General features: G+C 65.3%; 11 protein-coding genes and 1 tRNA gene. 10 read left to right on the top strand and 2 right to left on the bottom strand.

Annotation, left to right across the window (positions count from 1 at the left end; genetic code table 11):
• Nucleotides 1-386 precede the first annotated feature (386 nt).
• The 10 genes from NYR97_RS17675 (at nucleotide 387) to NYR97_RS17630 (ending at nucleotide 18485) form a co-directional block, all read left to right on the top strand.
• Nucleotides 387-851, top strand: a complete 465-nt coding sequence (locus NYR97_RS17675) for a MarR family transcriptional regulator (protein WP_205391757.1) — start codon at nucleotides 387-389, stop codon at nucleotides 849-851.
• 36 nt (nucleotides 852-887) lie between these two features.
• Nucleotides 888-2072, top strand: a complete 1185-nt coding sequence (locus NYR97_RS17670) for an FAD-dependent monooxygenase (protein WP_316695031.1) — start codon at nucleotides 888-890, stop codon at nucleotides 2070-2072.
• A 273-nt stretch (nucleotides 2073-2345) separates the two neighbouring features.
• On the top strand, nucleotides 2346-4457 hold the full coding sequence (locus NYR97_RS17665) for a methyl-accepting chemotaxis protein (RefSeq protein ID WP_316695030.1): 2112 nt from the start codon (nucleotides 2346-2348) through the stop codon (nucleotides 4455-4457).
• Between the two features lie 1053 nt (nucleotides 4458-5510).
• Entirely contained in the window at nucleotides 5511-5906 is a 396-nt protein-coding gene (locus NYR97_RS17660) for a hypothetical protein (RefSeq protein ID WP_115038591.1), read from the top strand.
• Between the two features lie 190 nt (nucleotides 5907-6096).
• The gene (locus NYR97_RS17655; RefSeq protein ID WP_316695027.1) at nucleotides 6097-9702 is read left to right on the top strand and encodes a hypothetical protein; all 3606 of its coding nucleotides are present in this window, start codon (nucleotides 6097-6099) and stop codon (nucleotides 9700-9702) included.
• A complete protein-coding gene (locus NYR97_RS17650) occupies nucleotides 9699-10058 on the top strand; it encodes a hypothetical protein (protein WP_316695025.1) in 360 nt (119 codons plus the stop codon). The genes NYR97_RS17655 and NYR97_RS17650 overlap by 4 nt, the downstream gene beginning before the upstream one ends.
• Nucleotides 10012-10494, top strand: coding sequence for a hypothetical protein (locus tag NYR97_RS17645; RefSeq protein WP_316695023.1), 483 nt, complete (start codon nucleotides 10012-10014; stop codon nucleotides 10492-10494). Before NYR97_RS17650 ends, NYR97_RS17645 begins: the two co-directional genes overlap by 47 nt.
• Nucleotides 10495-10504: 10 nt before the next feature.
• A complete protein-coding gene (locus tag NYR97_RS17640) occupies nucleotides 10505-17698 on the top strand; it encodes a hypothetical protein (RefSeq protein ID WP_316695021.1) in 7194 nt (2397 codons plus the stop codon).
• Nucleotides 17699-17774: 76 nt separating this feature from the next.
• Nucleotides 17775-18020, top strand: coding sequence for a hypothetical protein (locus NYR97_RS17635; protein WP_316695018.1), 246 nt, complete (start codon nucleotides 17775-17777; stop codon nucleotides 18018-18020).
• A gap of 105 nt (nucleotides 18021-18125) precedes the next feature.
• Nucleotides 18126-18485, top strand: coding sequence for a hypothetical protein (locus NYR97_RS17630; protein ID WP_316695016.1), 360 nt, complete (start codon nucleotides 18126-18128; stop codon nucleotides 18483-18485).
• 399 nt (nucleotides 18486-18884) lie between these two features.
• Here NYR97_RS17630 and NYR97_RS17625 read toward each other — a convergent pair.
• Nucleotides 18885-18974, bottom strand: a tRNA-Ser gene (locus NYR97_RS17625).
• A 358-nt stretch (nucleotides 18975-19332) separates the two neighbouring features.
• On the bottom strand, nucleotides 19333-20349 hold the full coding sequence (locus tag NYR97_RS17620) for a LysR family transcriptional regulator (protein ID WP_006451085.1): 1017 nt from the start codon (nucleotides 20347-20349) through the stop codon (nucleotides 19333-19335).
• Between the last annotated feature and the right edge of the window lie 487 nt (nucleotides 20350-20836).

The following is a 20836-nucleotide window of genomic DNA, read 5'->3' as shown; positions in this document are numbered from 1 at the left end:
CCGATCACACCTACCTGCATCTTTTTCAAACCATTGATGGAGAAGCCAGCTGCCAACCTTGCGTATCGCCTATCGCAAGACCAGGCGCACGCGCATCCGGCTATCATCTGGCCTGCGCCCGGCTGCGTCCAGCCGAACCCACCCGGCATTGCTGAATAGCTAGCGCAGGCGACGCGCGCTACATAGCACCCAGGCGATGCACTGCCTCGACTGCGCAACGACTGCCTGACCGGCAGCGTACCCAACCGGCGACGGCGTGCCGTGCCAGGCAGCAGAGATCGCACCGATGCAGGCGTGAACGCGTCGCCGGGAGCAGCACCCATGCCCCGCGCCTTGATGACCGATAAAATCGCCCGATGGCTGAAAGGCATCACACGGTTGCGCGCATGCAGGATCAAGACGAACGCATTCACCCCCAGGCGGCGGTGGCGCCGGGTTACCTGGCCAATCACGCAGCGCGGGTCTTCAATCGGCTGGTCGACGCCGAATTGCGGCCGCACGGCGTCTCGCTGGCCCTGATCGGCCCGATTCTGCTGCTGTCCTGGAAGGGGCCGATGCTGCAACGCGACCTGGTGATCGCCTCGGCGGTCAAGCAGCCCGCCATGGTCGCCCTGCTCGACAAGCTGGAAGCGCAAAAGCTCATCAAACGCGCACCCACCGCGCAGGACCGCCGCGCCGCGCTGGTATCGCTCACCGCGCGCGGTCGCAAGATGGCCGAGCTGGGCGCTCGGGTGCTGATCGATCTGAATGCCGATGCCCTGGAAGGCTTCTCACCTGAGGAGGCCCAGAAAACCGTCGCGTTCATGCAGCGCCTGATCGTCAACCTGGAGCAACGTGCCGCAGACCTGTAATATCACCTCTGATATTTATCTTTGCGGGTGATTGTAATGGCGCGTCGCATCCTCATCACCGGCGCCAGCGTCGCCGGCAACACTGCCGCCTGGACGCTTGCCAACCAGGGCATCGACGTCGTGGTGGTGGAACAGGCGGCGCACTTCCGCGACGGTGGCCAGAACATCGACGTGCGCGGCGTCGGCCGCCAGGTCCTGCAGCGCATGGGCCTGGAGCAGGCCGCACTCGACCATGGCACCGGCGAGCAAGGCACTGCCTGGGTCGACGAACACGGCCATGCGGTCGCCACTTTCAAGACCGACGACATCGACGGCGACGGCCCGACCGCCGAGCTGGAGATCCTGCGCGGCGACCTCGCCCGCCTGCTCTACGAAGCCGCACGCGACAAGGTGACCTATCGCTTCGGCGACCGCATCGCCAGCATCCAGGACGACGGCAACGGCGCGACAGTCAATTTCCATAGCGGAACCAGCGAACGCTTCGATGCAGTCATCATCGCCGAAGGCGTCGGCTCCTCCACGCGCGAACAGCTTTTTCTGGGCGAAAACGACCCACGCTGGATGGATCTGACCATCGCCTACTTCACCATCGCACGCAGCGCAGACGACGATCGCCTGTGGCGCTGGTATCACACCACCGGCGGCCGCAGCGTCTCGTTGCGGCCGGACCGGCACGGCACCACGCGCGCCATGCTTTCGCTGCAGAAGGTCACCGATGGCGAGCAGGACTGGGACCAGGCAACGCAGAAAGCGTACTTGCGTGAACAGTTCGCCGACGCCGGCTGGCAGGCAGCGCGCGTACTGGACGGCATGGACAGCACCGACGACTTCTATTTCGACGCCTTGCGGCAGGTGCGCATGCCGCGCTGGCACACAGGCCGCGTCGTCCTGACCGGTGACGCGGCGTGGTGCGCAACCCCGCTGGCCGGTATCGGCGCCACCCTGGCGGTCACCGGCGGCTATGTGTTGGCAAGCGAGATCGCACGCACCGATGATCTGCAGAGCGCATTCGCTGCCTACGAAGCCGCCATGCGGCCGATGGTCGAACAGGGCCAGGGCGTGCCCAAGATCGGTCCGCGTCTGATGAACCCGCATAGCCGGCTCGGCATCCAGCTGCTGCACGGCGCACTGAAGTTCGCCAGCCAACCGAGCATCCAGACCATCGCTGCGAAGCTGATGACACCCTCGATCAAGGCACCGGATCTGGCGCGCTACGATTGAGCCTGGCGGGCTCTCAAGCGCTGCGCAGCGCGGCGACGTTGCGACGTGCCGTCCGGATCGGGATGACGTCGCATCGCCACGAAACCAACCACACCTGAATCGGCCGACGCGCCGGTTTCAGTTTCAATGGCTGGGGTCGCTAACGAACACGTAGAGACGCAATCGGAGCAGCGGCAGCCATGTCGCTGCGAGGAGCGTGCACCTGCCTTCGCCTTCCGGCTGCTGCCGGGGCTCCCCTGCTCTCCGCTTTGTCGGATCATCGATCGAACCCCCATGCATGTCTTCTTGAATTTGCGTATTGGCCAACGCCTGGCCCTTGGCTTTCTGTCGATCATCGTGCTGATGGTGATCCTGACCGTCGTCGGCATCCACCGCGTGCGCAGCATCGACCAGCAGCTGACCGCCATCAACGAGGTCAACAGCGTCAAACAACGCTATGCGATCAACTTCCGCGGCAGCGTCCACGACCGTGCGATTGCGCTGCGCGATGTGGTGCTGATGGACGAGGCGGCAGACCGGCACGCGGCAGAACAATCGATCGACAAGCTCGCCGCAGACTACGCACGCTCCGCGCAGCCGCTCGACAGCATGATCGCCGCCTCTTCGGATGCCAAAGAGAAAAAGATTCTCCAGCAGATCAAGGCGATCGAGCAGCGCACCATGCCGTTTATCGCCAACGTGCGTGCACTGCGCGAAGCAGGCGACAAACCGCAGGCAGAGCAGCTGCTGTTACATGAAGCGCGGCCCGACTTCATCGCCTGGCTGGCCAGCATCAATGCCTTCATCGATCTGCAGGAAGCCAAGAACCGCGAGGCCGCCAAAGACGCCGTCGCCACTGCACGCGGCTTCGCCATGCTGATGGTGATCTCCACCGTCATCGCGCTGCTGCTGGGCGCCACGATTGCCTTCCTGCTCACCCGCAGCGTGGTGCTGCCCCTGCGCCAATCGCTGCGCCTGGCAGAGCGCATCAACGACGGCGATCTGCGCAGCCAGGACATGCCCACCAGCCAGGACGAATCCGGCCAGCTGCTGCGTGCCATGCAACAGATGCAGCGCCGCCTGCAAGAGGTGATCTCCGCACAGCGCGCCATGGCCGCCCGCCACGAAGCCGGCGAGATCAGCTACCGCACCGACGCCAAGCGCTTCCCCGGCGAATACGGCGATATGGTGCAGGACACCAACGCACTGGTGCATGCGCACGTGCAGACTCAGCTGCGCATGACCGAGGTCATGGGCAGCTACGCGGTGGGCAATCTCGCGCAGGAAATCGAACAGTATCCCGGCGAAAAGGCCGCCATCACCGCCACCATGCAGCAGGTGAAGCAGAACCTGCGCGCCATCAACGCACAGATCCAGGAACTCACCCAGGCCGCCTGTGCAGGCAACTTCGCACTCCGCGGCCAGCCGGAAAAGTTCGAGCACGACTTCCGCCTGATGGTCGAAAACCTCAACACCATGATGGCCACCTCCGACACCAACCTGGCCAAGTTCTCCGACCTGCTGCGCGCCATCGCCGACGGCGACCTGACCGTGCGCATGACCGGCAACTTCCACGGCGTGTTCGCCTCGATGCGCGACGATGCCAACAGCACCGTGCATCGCCTGACCGACATCGTCACGCATATCCAGACTACCTCCAACAGCATCGGGTTTGCCGCCGAAGACATCGCCAGCGGCAATCAGGAACTGGCGCGCCGCAGCGAACAGCAGGCCGCCAGTCTCGAAGAAACCGCCGCCTCGATGGAAGAGCTGACCTCCACCGTCAAACAGAACGCCGAGCACGCAGGCCGCGCCAACCAGCTCGCGCTGGGCGCCGCCGCGATCGCCTCGGACGGACGCGACGTGGTCGGCCAGGTCATCGAAAAGATGTCCGGGATCGAAGCGGCGTCCAAGCGCATCGCCGACATCATCTCGGTCATCGACGGCATCGCCTTCCAGACCAACATCCTCGCCCTCAACGCCGCCGTCGAAGCCGCACGCGCAGGCGAACAAGGCCGCGGATTCGCCGTGGTCGCCTCGGAAGTGCGCACCCTCTCGCACCGCTCATCGGACGCTGCCAAGGAAATCAAACGGCTGATCGAAGACTCCGTACAACGCGTCGCCGACGGCGCCACACTGGTGCAAAAGGCCGGCACCACCATGAGCGAGGTCGTCACCAGCGTCCAGCACGTCACCGACATCATGGGCCACATCTCCGCCGCCTCCCAAGAGCAGGCCGGCGGCATCGAACAGGTGAATCAGACCATCGCCCAGATGGACGAAACCACCCAACACAACGTCCGCCTGGTAGAAGCGGCAAGCACCGCCGCGCGTGCGCTGGAAGACCACTCCGTGCAGCTGATCCGCGCTGTGGACGTGTTCAAGGTCAAGGCTGCGGTCATTTAAGCGCGGCGTCCCCAACGTCGCGAGCAGCCGTCGGCCGGGTATGGACGGCGCACTCAGAACAACGGTGGACGAGTGGCGCATGCCGCACCGAGTACCGCTGCGCTCGCCTGGCGGTGAGCGCAGTCGCTTTGTTAGCCGCTCTCACGCCATCGATTGCCCTCGCTGGACGTCGCGCCACGAATGCGCCGGAGCACATGGTCGGCTGAAGATTTCGTCGACTCTGAGACGTTATGTCGGGTTCCCGTTGGCGCATCCGACAAGGTTGGCCAACGCATTTAATGCAGCTCCCAAGGCTCGTCAGGACATCGATATGCCTATCCACAATCAAGGCATCAAAACAGCCGTCTTGCTGACGCTGCTTGCGTCAAGTGGTCACGCAACCGCCAGTTGCAACGTTGTCGCCCACATCGAGGGCTCCATCAGCGGCTGGCCCACCCGGGTTGCGAACGCTTCAAATGATCGGCTCAGAACCGCATACGCCGCCAATAGCTGCACCTTCACGAGAGGAGAGCATGGCGGTGGGCAAATACCTCCCGGAGCAGGGAGCGACACCCATGTCACGGTTCGCATCGATACCGCGCCGATCAGGACCTGCCACGTCTTCAAGCTTCCGTCCAATGCACCGCAGGGAAGCAGAAACCCAACCACCTGCATTTGAGCCGTTGGTTCGATGGACCTGGTCTCGGGAAAGCCTCGACGGGCAACGCCAAGCCCCGCCTCATCACGCGATCACAACCGACGCGTGAATGATTTCGTTCGGCGACCGGTGACGAAACCGCCATCAGGAACAATCGAAGATGGACCACATGGTGAGACGTTATGTCGGGTAGCGTTTTTTCAAACCGGCAAGGTGCAGACAGAGGGAACCTTTGAACGATCCACCGCAAACGCGTCGCCACCCTCGTCAGGAGGATCGCTGGGCGCCATGTCTCACGTGTCGCATCGATACCAATTCGGATTCCTTTTCCAAACTGTCGTTAGCGCAGCAAGCCAATCGGCAAACGGAGCGAATCACCGTCTCCGTCTCTTCACCCACAACGTCAGGAGCATCTCATGGCAGGCAAAGTCACGGTATTCAACAGCTACAACGAACCCATCACGTCTCTGCTGGTAACCAACAACAATGCCGGCAACATCGCCGGTTGGGCCGCCGGCCCTACGCCGCCGTTGTATACCCCGAGTTCGCTGGCCGTGCCGCGTTCGAAGTATCCCTCGACGAGCGCGGTGTTCGCATACGGCGACAACACCTTGGTCTTCCCCTGGGATAGCCGCACTGGCCACGCCACGGTCACTATTTCACAGGACAGCAGCCTCGACGACGACCTGATTCTGTATATCACGCAGAACAAGGCGATCCTGTTGACGGCGCGCGGGGTGGTACTCAACACCTTCGATGTCACCACATCGCTGAGCATGGCGGCCAAGGAAGAATCGCAGGACGCGGTCTGATCGACCACGCACAGGCGGCATCTGGCGTACTCAACGTCCGCGGTTGATGCAGGCGCGATGGCCGGCAGACGACCGCCGTCCATCGATGCCGACGACCACGCTGCATCCGGATCGCCGTCATTGCGTGCGTCGGCACACTCGGATCGTGGTACATCGCAGCTCACCGGAGATCAGCTCACCGATGCACTCCATGGCAGACATGATCTTCACTCGGATCGCGCTCGACGCTGCCGGCTTCGCGCTCTATTCGGCCGCCGTGGATCAGGCCAGTGGTGTCGCGCCCGTCCGGGCAGGCTTTTTGCTGCTGCCGGGCGGTGCCGGCGCATCGCAGATCGGCGTCCGACCAGACGAGCAGGCGCCGCAGCAGTTGAGCTTGTCGCAAGCCTGGCAACAGCCCGGCTATTTCCTGTTCCATCCGCAATCGCAGGCACTGCCGGCGGAGCCGGCCGACATCGCACAAACCCTCGGGCTCACGCCGCCTTACGCCACGCTGCGTGGGGTGGCCTGGCTATGGCAGGCGGCGCCGCTGCAATCCTGGGCCTGCACGAGCGTGCCGCTGTTCTACTTCTCGCCCACCAGCGGGCAGGTCGCGGGCAGCAGCGGCTCGCTGCCCTTCGGTCATGTCGATCTGGTGCTACCGAGCGGTACGCAATGGACGCTGTCAGCAGAGACCGGGCAGGCCACCTTCGTGGGCGATGGCATCGCCCTGCTACGCGACTCCGGCCAGGGCACGCCGCTTTCGCCAGACGCCTACACGGTGGCGCTGTCGTTCGATCCGGCCGCGGCCGGCCTGCTGCGCTTCACCGCAGAGTGGGATCCATACAACCTGTTCGGGCTGTTCGCCGACGATCCGCAGGCGCCCGGCCTGCAAGGCGGCGAGCTGCGCTACTTCCATCCGGACCCGCAGGCGCCGCAGGGGTTTGCGCAACTGCGCTATCCGGTGCTACCGCCGCTGCCCGCCAATGACTGGCCGGCGTTTCTGCTGGACTGCGAGATGGATCCGCTCGCACCGCTAGACGGGACACGCACCCGTTTTCTGTTCCAGCCGCAGCGGCTGGACAACCTGGCCTCGTCGTTCGGCCGGACCGTGTCTGGCGATCTGGTGACACTGGCACCGAGCGTGCCGTCCAACGGTTCGCGGGCCGGGCTCTATCCGGCTGCACGGCCCGGCGCTGCGCAAGCGCCGGCAGCCTATCTCGCCCCGCTTGGCCCGTTCGTCCTGACGGTACCGGGCGGTGCGGCGAAGCTTTCCTGCGGTACGCTCGGCACCGAATACCTGCGCGTCGCAGACGGCGACATTCTCGATTTCGTGCCATCGATGCCGGCCTGCTCGACGGCGTTTGGCACCGCCATGGCCCGGCGCATGACGCTGGCCAACGGCGCCGACACCAAGCCATCGCTCGACGGGCCATTTGCCACCTCGTGGGTGCGGTTTCGTCCAGGCGCGGCCACCGCCAGGCGCGGCTACTACGCGCAACCTGGCGCGTCGGTCAATTTCGGGCGCGGCGCGGTCTCCCCGGACATGCGCTATCCGGCTGCGGTGTCTGCGCTCGTCTCCACGCTCGCATCGACGACGAAGAGTGAACAGATCCCGGTGGCGTTTCCGATGGTGCAGTACGGCGGCGTGTTCGCGCTCGCCGACGCGACCGTACAGGACGCTCAGCTGCTGGCTGGCTACGAGAAACAGGTGATCGCAGGCCTGCGCGGCGCGCTGATCCGCGGTAGCACGCCTGATCGCCCGGTGTTCGTTGGCGAACAGGGCGCGCCCTTGCCCGGCACCCGCACTTCCACACCGCAAGGGCTGCTGGTCCAGCTCAACTCGGCAACGCAGTCAACGCGGGCCGGCATTGCCGCCGCGCAGGCACCCGAGGTCCAGGCCGGCACCTGGCAGTCGCTATTGCTCGCACGCAGTGCGGAGCAGACGCTGTCGTTCGACGCCGATCCCGCAACCGGCGTAGTGGACGCGCAGTTGGCCAGCACCTTGATGCGCGAACAACTGTTTCTGGTGCTCAACGACTGGAGCCGGTTTCCGGACATCACCCGCATGATCGCGGTGGCAGGCTTCAACTTCGAGATCGCGCCCGACGTCGACGCAACCGATCGCTGGCGCACCGTCCTTGTCTTCAAGTACGCAACGACACAGAGCCTGGCCGAGCTGATCCGTGCGCCGGAGAGTTGGGCCAACACGGGCTATTTCATCGGCGACGCTACGCGTGTAACCGACACACAGTCTGTGCTGATCGATGCGCTGGCCGTTGCAGAAAAGGCGAGCAGCGACGACGACGACCCGTTCGCCGATTTCCGCACCAAGGCCGCCGATCCCGGCTGGACCGGCATGCTTGCCTTCAATGCGCCGATCAATGGCAACGGCATGCCGGACGATCTGCAGATGCTGCTGGCCGGCATCGACGGGCAGTTGAGCGCCCATCACTTCGGCGTGCAGGTCAACCGCATCAGCGACGGCGCCGACCAGGAGCCGCAGATCAGCGAAAGCGCGTTGTTCGGGGTGATCTATCACCACGCGGCGACTGCGATATTCAAACGCGAGCCTGCCGCGCCGCACTCGGACCAGACGCCGCCGGACTACGCATTCGTCGTGGAGGAGCTGTCGGTGGCGATCAACCAGTCGCTCGTCACCCAGTTCCATTGCCGGGTGGGAATGACCATCAACACGCTGTTCGGCCGTGCGGTCACGCTGACCGGCGCGGATGCCACCGCCGACGTGCCGCCCAACACGGTGGTGGTGGCGGGCCGTTATCAACGGCACGGCGAGGTCGGCACGGTGACGTTCGACGGCGGCCAGCACGGCAGCTTTGCGTTCAACCCGGACCGCTCACGCATCCGGGTGATCGATACCTTCCAGGTCAGCGGTGCCAGCCTGGTGCCGATTGCCTCCGTCCCGTCCGTCCCCGCAGATGCCGAGGCCGAGGCCGATGCCGGCACCACCATCACCTCGCGCTTTGCACTGAGCGGCACGCTCGCGTTCGCGGCCGATCCGTTTCCTGGCGTGACCGGGCTCGACCTGTTCTCGTACGGCCTGCCCGGTGCCGCACCCGGCACGATCACCACCGGTGTGGCCCTGACAAGCCTGGCGTTTGGCATCAGCTGTCAGCTCGACGCCGACGGCAAGCGCATCGGGCTGCCGCAGATCACGGCGGATTTCTCGGGGCTTCGGGCAACCGACGATCGCAGCGGACGGCGGCCCGGCGCACTGGTGCGCATGCTGCCGCTCACGCTGCAGGCGATCCTGCACGACGAGGCGGGCCTGGACATCAAGGCGCTGGGCGCGTTGCCCGTGCAGGTGCCGGCGCTGACCGGCGTCGCTGCCAGCGTGCCAGGCGGCGGTGGCGTTGCGCCGATGCCCACGCAGGTCGCGTATGTGACCTCCAAGCCGCTGTTTGCCCTGCAATTCGCGCTGCCGCTCGGCGCGCTCGGCGCGCTGGCCGATGCCCATGCATCGCTGGACGCCTCGCTGATCGTCGCCTGGGGCGCGAGCACCTACACGCCCGACGACGACGGCGTCGCGCTGTTCGTGCAGTTGCCGCAGGTCACCGCCGGCGCCTTCGGCTTCAACCTGCAAGGCCTACTCAAGACGACCTTCTCGGCGGCCAACCTCGGGCTGGTGAAGACAAAGAATGGGCCGGCCTACGTGCTGATGTTCAACAACGTGGCACTCAGCGTGTTCGGTATCACGCTGCCGCCGAAGGTACTCGCCGATTTCATCCTGTTCGCCGACGCCAATGATCCGGATGGCGGCAATCTGGGCTGGAGCCTGGCTGCGACGCAGACGCCATGACCGACACCGATCCGATTCTCGCCGCACGCAGCGTCAGTGGCTTGATGCAGGCGCTCAACGAGGTCTATGGCTGGAGCCTGCCGGTCGCGATGACCGCGGGCACCCAGCTCGCGGCACTGTGGGCGATCGTCATCAGCGTGCGCAAGGATCCGGCCACCGGCGTGCTCTACCTCGCCACTGGCAGCACCACCTACCCGGTCGCGGCGATCCTCGAAGGGATCGTCGATGCCCAGGTCCTCAGCGGCGGCACCCACCCGTTGCCTCCCGCGCCCATCACCCACCGCAGTGCCGCACCCAGGAGAACCACCCATGAGCAAGCAACTGTCGCGCAAGGCCGCCGCCGTGGTCGCCGCTGATCCGCCGACCCCGCATCTGGTCTTCGGCCTGAACTTCAATCTGCACGGCACCATGGTGCCGGTCTCGACCGACGACATCGCCAACGCCAAGACCAACGGAATCGAGTTCACGCTGCCCGCGCCGGTCGATCTCGGCACGCTGGACGACTTTGCGGCATGGTTCAAGACGCAGTTCAACATCGACCTGCCCAGCGCCGACCAATTGCCGGCACCGCTGGACAGCATCATGAGCAAGCTCACCACGCTCGACGTGGCCGTCGACCAATTCCACATCAAGGTACCGGGCACGGCCTCCCCCGAGCAGTCCACCCTGTACACACTAGCGATGTCGGCGGTGTGGCCTGACGGCCAGGGCATCCCGCTGATTCCGGGCGTGCTGTCGATCGAAGGCGCGGTGTTCGGCGCCAGTAACGAAACGCCCAAGTCCAACAGCTGACGCGCCGCCCATGAGCAGGTTCACGCTAGGCGTACAAGCCACCTTGCTGCTGCCGTCGGCATCGCACGCACTCGTCGATGCCGATGCGGCCGGCTATGGCCTGCAATTCGGCTTTGCGTTCGGCGATGGCCCTGCCCAATTCGTGGTGGGGCCATCGCTGCGGCAGCCGCCGCTGAACCTGGGCGCGGTGATCGGACAGATCGCCAAGATGCTGGGGATCGATGCGGTCGGGCAGATTGCGCATCTGAGCGCCTCGCTGCCATGGAGCAAGATCTTCGACGTGAAGATCGCACCCTATCTGACCGTATCGGTCGGTGAGGTGACGGCAGTACAACTGGTGGTGCAACTGTACGACGACGATGGCTACGGCATCCGGCTCGGCGGCAGCTATGGCCCGGTCACCATCGAGCCGAAATTCACCGTCTACGATCTGATCGTCGGTTACGACACGTCCAAGGATGGGCTGGCGGTCAGTGCACGCGTGGCGTTTTCGGAGCAGGACGCGTTTATGCAGACGCGTTTGCTCGCGGCAGGGATCCAACCGGGAACAACGATCGCCGCACCGCTGGACGATGACGCGAAGACCTCGGTCGTCAACTATCCGTTCCCGGTTCCCGCGCAGGGCGGCAGCAATTTCCAGGTGAAGTATCTGGGCCTGGGCCAGCGCTTCGGCCCGCGCGCGGATATGACCAAGGACGATCCGATTGCGGCGATGTTTACCGAACTCGAATCGACGTTCACCACCAACGACCCGCGGCAACTGCTGGATAGCCTGGGCACGTATTACGACGCATCGCGCGACTGGTTCGTGGCCGCACACATCCTGGTGCGGGGCTGGGACATCCGTGCCGTCTTCAACGATCCAGTGCTCTATGGACTGGAAATCACCTGCTCGGCCGACCAGTTCAAAGGCCTGCTGTTCGAAATCCTGTACCAGAAACTCGGCCCACATCTTGGCGTGTATTACGGCGCGCTGACGATGCCCACGCAGTTCCGTCAGATCAACCTCGGCGCGGTGGCGCTCACGCTGCCCTCGTTCAAGATCTGGATCTACACCAATGGCGACTTCAAGGTCAGCGTCGGCTGGCCGCTCGGCGACGATTCGATCGGCGTGCAGGTCTACATCTTCACCGGCGGCTGCGGCTTCTACTTCGGCAAGCTGCGCAGCGGCGACAATCCAGCCAGCGCCGTCGCTGCGCTGAAGGCAATCGGCTCGGCGGCGGCCACCGACGTGGTCAGCTACAACCCGATTGTGACCTTCGGTCTGGCGATGTGGTTCGGGGTCGGGCGTTCGATCAGTGCGGGCCCATTCTCGGCGTCGCTATCGCTGACCGCGCAGGGCACCTTCCAGGGCATCCTGGCATGGCGCGACGCTGCCAGCGGCGGCTCGGTCTCGAAGACGCCCGATTACTTCTGGTTCGCCGCCACCGTCGGCATCGTCGGGCAGTTGCAGGGCGAGGTCGATCTGAGCGTGGTCAAACTCTCGGTACTTGTGCGGCTCTCGGTGGTTGCCGGCATCGCATTCGAAACCGGCTACGGCACGGTCATCAACGTCACCGCGCGCGTGGACGCCGAGGCACGCCTGAAGATCCTGTTCGTCACGATCTCGGTGGGCTTCCACACCACGATTTCCACCTCGTTCGAGATCACCGGCGGCACCCCGGCCAGCCTGGATGGACCGCTCGATCCCGCCTTCCATGGCATGAACGACTGGGCGCATCGCGGCATCGAACAGCATGAGCGCAGTCTGCTCGCCCATCGTCAGCGGCTGCGTGCTGCCACCGCACCGCTGGCCCGGACCGCATGGCACGCAAGTCCGCCGGTCGAGCCGGTCGAGGTGGCGCTGTCGTTCCTGCTGCAGCCGTCGGTGGTGTATACGGCTGACGTCGGCAGCGCAGTCGGCGTGGCGACGCTGATCATCGGTGCGCCCGGCGCCAGCGACGCCGCGCCCTTGAGCGCGCTCGAGACGCTGGTCGGCGCGCTCGCATCATGGCTCTTGCGCACCTGGTCCAACGGTACCGGCAGTTGGGCCCAGGTGCTCGCGAACCTGGGACAAGGCCGCGCTTTGCCACCTGCCGAGTGGGATAAGACGCTGACCGGTTGCCTGTCCACCGAGGTCCGCTTCACGCTCAATCCGGTCGATCTAAGCGTGCATCGCGAGGACGGCGACTGGGCGATGTTCCCGATGTTCGACGCGCTGCAGATGAGCTGGACCGGACAGGATACGCCGCTGGTGTTCGCCGACCACGCGCGCACCTATCCGGATTACCGTCAGGCCGTCGAGGCCTATTTCGCGCAGCTCTCGCTCAGCGTGCTGACCGACAACCCCGACCTGCGCGGCGCGGCACGCTTCGGCGCAGCCGACGGCGACGCGCCGCAGGGTCCGTCGCTGACCGCTTACATGTTCGACGACTACTTCCTCACGCTGTGCCGCCAGATGGCGAGCAGCCTCGCCGACGCAGAGCGCGAGACGGGGCAACCCGGCGCACTGCCGGACACCGCGCTGACGCGCACCCTGGGTGGCATGACCTCGCGCTACCTGATGAACGGCATGCGCCTTCCCGACCCGGCCACGACGCCAGCAGATATCGAGAAGGTCGATCCATACACGCTCGACATTGCCGCCGGCTACGCGCTCAACGGGCAGCAGTTCGCAATTGCGACCAACGCAAGCGAGCCGCCCACCAGTGTCTCGGCGACCCTCTCGCTTGCACCCGCCCCGCTCGGCGCGGTGGCGGCAATTCCGGTGAAATTCGCAGGTGGCGGCAGCAGCGTCACCTCAACGATGCCCGTCGAGGCCGTGCCACCGGTGCCCTGCCCGCGATGGAGCCGACGCGGCCTGGCGCTTGCCGCAGCTGCGGCCGTCAGCGTGGCGCCGATCCCACCGGTGCATGGCGAGGCCGTCTGGTATGCCGCGCGCGATCGCCTGCCCTGGACAGCACCAGACGCGCCAGCACGCTTCGTGGTGCCGCTGCCGCCGGCGGTGCTGCAGCAGTCGGCCGGCGCGCCGCTCACCTTGACGGTCCAGACCGGCCGGCCGCAGACCTCGGACCCGGCCGGCCTGCAGCAGGTCAACCCGGCCCTGATGATCCAGGTGCCGATCTGGCTAGTGAATCGCGCCGCAGCCGGCAGTGTGGATGGCGACGGCGGCCCTGCGAATCCGTATTACACCGATATCTACCGCATCGGCGGTGCAGACGACGCCACGCGCGCGCGCATCCATGCCTTACTGAGCGCGCAAGCACTGGCCGGCGCAACCCTTTCGGTGCTCTACGACGCCACCACCACCGGCTACCAGTCCGACGCGATTTCGTTGTCCGCGCAGCCGATATTGCTGGCAAAGACCAACCTGTCGACGAGCAGCGAACCGGCGCTTGCGAATGTGCCGATGCGCCAGACCTTGCTGCGCGCGGGCGACGACCCACTCGGCCCGGTGTCGACACTTTTCCCCGATCCGCAGCACCCCGACGCCCCGGAAAACCAGCAGCGCCTCGAAGCGCTTCTGCAACTGATCTGGGAAGTCAGCGTCACCCAGTCGGACGGTTATTTTCTGCGCTACGCAGACGTCAGCGGCCAACCGTTACCGGTGCGTATCTTCACCCCCAAGGGGCAACCGGCGCCCACCGACGGCATTGCCAACGGCGACACCGCCACCCTTACGCTGCTGGTGAGCTTCCCCGCCTCGACCACATTCCAGCCCTGGCACAATGCGTTCGCGCTCGCGCCACAGGGCAGCGTGGACGGCACGCTGTACCTCGGCGTCGCCGACGCCGCAGGCACGCCGCTGCTGCACTACCAGCCGTCTTATCCACCCGGCTGTCTTGGCTTTGTAGCCGACTGGTCGCTTGCCAACACGCTGCTCGCGCGCGAAGCCGGCACGCTGTACGACGCCGACTGGATCGCCGCCCTCTATCACCTGCTGCAGTTCCGCATCGACGGCGCAGCGGCCGACAGCGCGGTCCCGTTCGGCACCTCGCTGTGGAGTCTGGCGCTGAGCCCGTCGTCCGACAGCACCGGGGAGGACGCGGCCAACGCTGCGCGCCCGGACAGCTTCGACGCGGCCCAGCAGAGCTATCGGCAAGTGGTGCCTGCCTATCGCTTCGTCACCCAGAATGGACTGGTCAGCAGCACGCCGTTGCCCTACGCGGCGATCGGCGGCAAGCCGAATCTGACGCTGCGTGTGAACGACGTGTTCGGCAACGCGCTCGACGGCGCGACCGACACCTTCACCACCGACTTCCCGGTGCTTTACAACGACGCGCTGCTCGCGCCAATGGAATGGCCCGGCGTGCGCTGCGCCTATCGCTTCGAACCCGGCCAGCTGGACAAGCCTAGCCAGCTGGGCTTGTCGATGCAGTTCGACCCAAGCCTGGTGATCCGCACCGACCCGGCGCTGGCCCACGTGCGCGTACATGGCCTGTCAGCTGGTGCGACCGCAACCGACGACGACCGCGCTCGGCAGCAGATTCGCGCAGCACTCGGTCGCTATGCCACGGTGGCCGCGCAATTGGCAGATCCGCATACCTGCGTGACGCTCACCCAATCGGTGTTGCCCTCCAACGGCGGCGAACTCGGCGACGGTAGCGCCATCAAGCAGGCGCTGACTACGTTCGCAAACGACATCGTGCAGCAGTTGAGCAACGCGCTCGGCGGCGGCACGGCAACGCCCAAAAGCCTGCTGCTGCAGCTCCCCTTCGACAAGACCGATCTGGCAAATCGCGGCGATGACTTGTTTGCGGTCACGGTCACGCTCACCTTCGCCCGACCGCCCGCGTTGGTCGACGAGGTAGCGCGCACCGGCATGCCGCGCGCGGTGTCGGTGGCGATGCCGCTGGCCGCCGATCTCGACCCGCCGTCGAAGGGCACTGCCCGCGCACGCCAGCGCGCTGCTGCCAGCGGCGCGGCGCCGGTGGAAGATGTCGGCCTGGCCTGGTTCGCCAGCCAGTTCGAGGCCAGCTTCGCGGGTTTCGATGGCGCCGAGGGCACCATCCGGCTCGCCGTGCGCACAGCCGCCGACAGCCCGGCAACCGGCGACGGCGGGGCCTCGCTGTGGGGCATGCGCTGGAGCAAACCCCACGGCATCGATGTGCAGTTCCGCCAGGGCGCGGCCAGCTACTTCACCCTGCTGCCGCTCAACACCAAGCTGATGTCTGGTCCCGCCCAGGTACCTGTCTACAATCCCGACACGCTCGTGCCGACCTATACCACGCAGACCTTCAGTGGTGTGGATGTCGATGCCTGGGCGCAGAGCTTTTTATCCGCATTCGACGAACTGCTCGCGCCGGCAAACTGCGCCGCGCTCGCCGCGCTCGACGGTGCCGCCTACCAGACGCTGATGGGGCATAAAGCCACCCTGGCAAACGCGCTCGCGCGCGGTGTCGGCCCGGTGTTCCCAGCGCTTTCCGGCGGCGATCTTGCCGCCGCGCAGGATCAATTCGAACAAAGCGTGCTGGCCGCACTCTCCACCGCCTACGCAGTCTCCTCGATCGTACAGGTGCCGGCCGACGTCTTCGTGGCCAACACCGCAGAAGCGGGCACGCTGCCACCGCGTTTCTTCGGTGGCCTCACTGCCAGCGCTACGGCAAGTGGCCCGACCGAAACCCTACCCTCCTCCTGCAGCATCAGCAGCGCAAAGCTGCCGATTGCCACAGCGACCGCATCCACGCCTGGCCTGCTCAATTTCCTGGTGACGGCCGCGCACGCGGGCAACGATGCCAACCTGCATCTGGACCTGACCTACGGCGCACGTTTCGTCGAGCATCTGATCGACGACACGGAAGCGGCATTTGGCTATATGCCATCGCAGTGGCTGCGCTTCGTGCTCGAGCTTCCCACCGATCCGCTGTCCATGCCGCTTGGTGCGATCGACGCACCGGTGCCGGTGCGCGCGTTTCCAGCCTCGCCGGTGCTGCAGACGCAGCGCGCCGAACAGACAAGGCCGGTCCGTTTCGCAGCCTCGGCCACCACCGCGTTGCAATGGGATTACTCGACCCGGCTCGTGCTGGCCGAACAGGAAGCGCAGGACGAACTGTGGCTGACGTTGACCTATAACCAGCCAGTGAGCGGCACGCTGCGCGGCCGGCAGCTCTCCGACCTCGGCACCATCGAAGCCGTGTTCGAGGCGTTGGCCGCGTTCATGGCCGCCTGGCCGGTGTTGCGGCCCGCCGTGCTGGCGCTGCAGCAGAGTGCGTTCGACGCACATGTGGGCATGCCAAAACCACAGCAGGTGATCGGCGCACTGCTCGATCAGATCGGCCATGTCACCGCTGCGTGGGCGGCATGGCGCGGCCCGCCCGGCAATGCCGCCCGGGCGCTGCTCGCCAATGCACCGGTAGCGCAGTCGAGCACGTGCTACGTCCTGAATCTTTCGCATGCGTTCGACCAACAGAAAACCATGCAGCTGTTCGCCCAGGGTGCGTATGCGAACGGCCAATGCGATGCCTCAAGCATCGTCTGGCCAGCCATTAATGGCCAGATGCACGGCGAGGTGTCACCCGCTGGCGCGGCTGCACCCGACGACACGGCGTGCTGGTTCATGGCGACCTACGCCTACGCGGCGTTGCCCGAAGCAGCCACCGGCACCCTCGACTTCGTCTGGGAGAACCTGGACATCGCCACGCGCCAGACCGGCTATTCGACCTGGTGGATCGTCCGCAACGCCAATCTCGCCGGCGCCAACGGCGTGAGGACCAATCCCGCCCTGATCTACCGGACGCCGGAGGTCTCGTTCGCCTCGCCAGTGGTGCCGATCATCACCGTACCGCGCTGCACGTTCGGCTCCGGCGACGCACTGGCCGACGCAATCGAAAACGCGCTGGCGCCGCTCGCCGAGGCCACCAGCGCAGCGGCCAAGGAACGCCTGCTCAAGATCGCTGCCACGTATAGCTATCAGATCGCCGCGCCAGCACAAGGTGGTACCGGCCTGTGGAGCGACGTGCCGATTTTGCTGGCCACCGACGTGCGACTCACCAGCGATGACGCGCAAGCCGTCTCGGACGATGCCGTGACGCTGCCTCTGCTGGCCGGACAATTGGCCAACGACTGCGCGCGCTGGTTCGCGATCGTGCAGCCATCCACCGACGTCGCACTGCTACGTCTGGACGTCACGTTGTTCGCCAATGTGGAAGGCACACAAGTACCGATCGTGCTTGCGCCCGAGCTTGAGATCCAGGTTCCGCCGGGCGGGTGGACGCCCTCCCCATGAACGCCAACGACAGCTCCGACGCCGAGGGCGTAGCGAGGCCGCCCGTTCCGCCTCGCATCATTGAAGGAACCGCATCATGCCTACCACCGTGAAGCAAATCCCCGGCTTCCGCGTCATCGCAAACGGCACCAACATCGTGGTCCAGGCCGGCAACCCGACCCAGTACCTCGTCTCGCATATCGCGCCGTATCCCAACCAGGATCTGGTGGTCGGCAACACCTACAGCATCTCGGACCCGAATTATCCGCCCGGAATCGTGGTAGAGCTGGTGCATGCGCCAGGTAGCGGAATGCAGACCGCCACGTTCCAGCAGCAGACGTAATGTGGACCGGCGGCGACCCTGCCGACACGCCGGGCCGCCGCCGGCTTGCGGGCAGTCGCGATGCCAGACCACCGGAGTGACACCCATGCGCTATCGGAGGATGCAATGTCGGGCAAAGTCTATATCGCAAACATCAGCGCCTCGGCCGCGACGTACTCCATCAAGAACACGCCTGTCGGCACGCCCGCACGCCCGATGAATTCCGCCACATACACGCCCTACTTCGTCATCGTCGCACGCTCGCGCTACCCGGACCCGGCCGGCACCTTCGCCATGGGATCCAACGACTTCTCCGTGCAGTTCGCGGACACGATTCCGCCCGAGCACAAACAAATCGATTGCGTCGTCGTGATTCCCGACAGCAGCTCGATCGACGATGACCTGATTCTCTACGTGTTCCGCAATTCGGTCTGCCTGCTTTCCAGCCGAGGGATCGTGCTGCCCGACACCACACAAGCGGCTTGAGGTAAGCGTCGGAGATGGGTTCTTCGATGCTTGAGTCGAACAGATGGACATTGGTGGCCATGCGCACGCCTGCTTCAAGAACGCCAACCGGCTAATGGATGAACTGCGCTCTTGACCAGATAAATTTTGGGCATCCTAAAACGGATGTGGCTCTATGAAGTCGTCAACAGCGCGTTGAACGCTTTGGATAAAGGCTGAACTCAGCCACCTTGCTGCCGGACGCGTCTGTAGCCGAACCACCCGCCTAAATTCGGCGCGAAAGTGACAGCACATTCGGCAGCAGTGGCCTGCGTCTGTCTTGCCAAGAAGTCGAAGATGTACCGACTTGCGTCCTTCTCGGATCTTCGGGATCTCGAGAAAATTTTAACCGCTGTGGTCAAGCAACAACGCGCCTTGATTTGGCGGAGAGAGTGGGATTCGAACCCACGGAAGGTTTGACCCTTCGCCGGTTTTCAAGACCGGTGCCTTCAACCGCTCGGCCATCTCTCCGATGCTGCTTTGATACTGCTCTGCCTGATCGCCGATGGCATCGGTGTATCACGCAGGCGCCACGCGCTTTGCGGGTGACGCTGATGGTGACCACCGCTTGTGCGGTGTCACCCAACCCGGGAATCGCTCCCGGGCGCGCATTCTCGCATGCCCGGGCGCGCTTTGCTTGGTTGCACTGCACTGCTTTTGGCTGGCGCAACCTGCTGCGCCGTCACTCGCGGCAGGCCACTGCATGTTTACCGGCCGGCCGCGAGCACCCGACCAAGCATGCAACCTGCCGAACGTTGAAGCGAGCTGACTCCCGAGAACGAGCGACTGCCGAATGGCGTGTCAGCCGGCCTCGCCGACCAGGCGCAGCTCAGCCGGCTTCGGCCACGGCCAGACGCGGTGCAGTGCCGGCGGCACGCTTGAGCTTTTCGGCCAGTTCGGCGCAGTTGCCGCCGCAATCCAGACGCGAGCGTTCGATCTCGCGCGGCAGGTGCTCGGCCAGGAAATCGATGAACACGCGCACCGCCGGCAGCAGGCCGCGGCGCGAGGCGAACACCGCGTGGCAGATGCCTTGCGGCAACGACCAGTGCGGCAGCACCACTTCCAGCTCGCCGCTGCGCACCGCCTGGGCGCACACGGTCTCCGGCAACATGGTGATGCCGAAACCATCGCGCGCCATCGACTGCAGCAGCGGGAAATCGAAACCGGCCAGACGCGGCTGCAGGTCTACGCGGCGCATCTCGCCGTTGGGGCCGTGCAGTTCCCAGCGCTGATGCGCTTCGTCTTCGCTGGTGCTCATGGTGGTGTGGTTGGCCAGCTCGCTCGGGTCTTTCGGGCGGCCGGCGCGGTCCAGGTACTTGGGGCTGGCGACCAGCAATTCCTGCACCTGGCCGAAGCTGCGCATCACCAGGCTGCCGTCGTCGTCCAGCCGCGAGCGCACGCGCAACGCGATGTCGTAGCCCTCATTGATGACGTCGACACGGCGGTTGCTGATGTTGAGCTGCAGCCGCACCTTGGGATACTTGGTCAGAAATTCCGGCAACAACTTGGGCAATTGAATCTGCGCCAGCGAGACCGGAACGCTCACACGCACAAGGCCACGCGGCTCGGCACTGAGGCGATCCACCACCTCGCGTGCGGCCTGGGCTTCGGCCAGCATGGTCTGGGCATGGCGATGCACGCTGGTGCCGACGTCGGTCACCGCAAAGCGGCGCGTGGAGCGCTGCAGCAGGCGCACGCCCAGGTCGGTTTCGAGCTGGCTGATGCGGCGGCTCAAGCGCGACTTGGGGATCCCGAGCGCACGCTCGGCCGCAGCGAAGCCGCCGTGGTCCACCACCATCGCGAAGTAGTACAGGTCATTCAGGTCGTGCATGGCGCAGGTATCCATGGATAGAACGATAAGTGACATTTAAGCACCTTTATCCCAACAGGGCAACGACATCGGTCGCATCGGGTGCCCGGTCTGGCGGGTTTCCGGGATATGCAATGCTTGGCGTCGAGGACCTCTCGTCTTGCCGCGAAAGCGCGCAGCGCACCGGCGTTGGCGCCAACTGGGTCGCGCCCGCAGGATCCGCAAGGTGGTCTGCCCAGACGAAGCGCATGAGCCCGTCACGTAAAAACGCAAACGGGGCCAGCGACGGCCCCGTTTTCTTCAATGTTTTGGAAGCGGCCAGCTCGCGTACATCTGTCGGCTGCACGGTCGTAGCGGCAGCGGCACTTGGAGTAGCTGGCAAAACGTAGCGAGCCCTCGTCGGTGAGTACGGACATCCCGCTCAAAAGTGGCGTGCACGCGTGGCGCTCGCTGCTTCCGAGCAGCGGCCGCGCCCGCCTGGCGATGAGCGCAGCCCGCTTTCGGCAGCTTTTGTCAGCCGCGC

Source organism: Xanthomonas hydrangeae (genome assembly GCF_032697525.1).
GTDB lineage: Bacteria > Pseudomonadota > Gammaproteobacteria > Xanthomonadales > Xanthomonadaceae > Xanthomonas > Xanthomonas hydrangeae.
The sequence above is the reverse complement of the archived record's forward strand: the minus strand, read 5'-3'. Positions and strand labels throughout refer to the sequence as shown.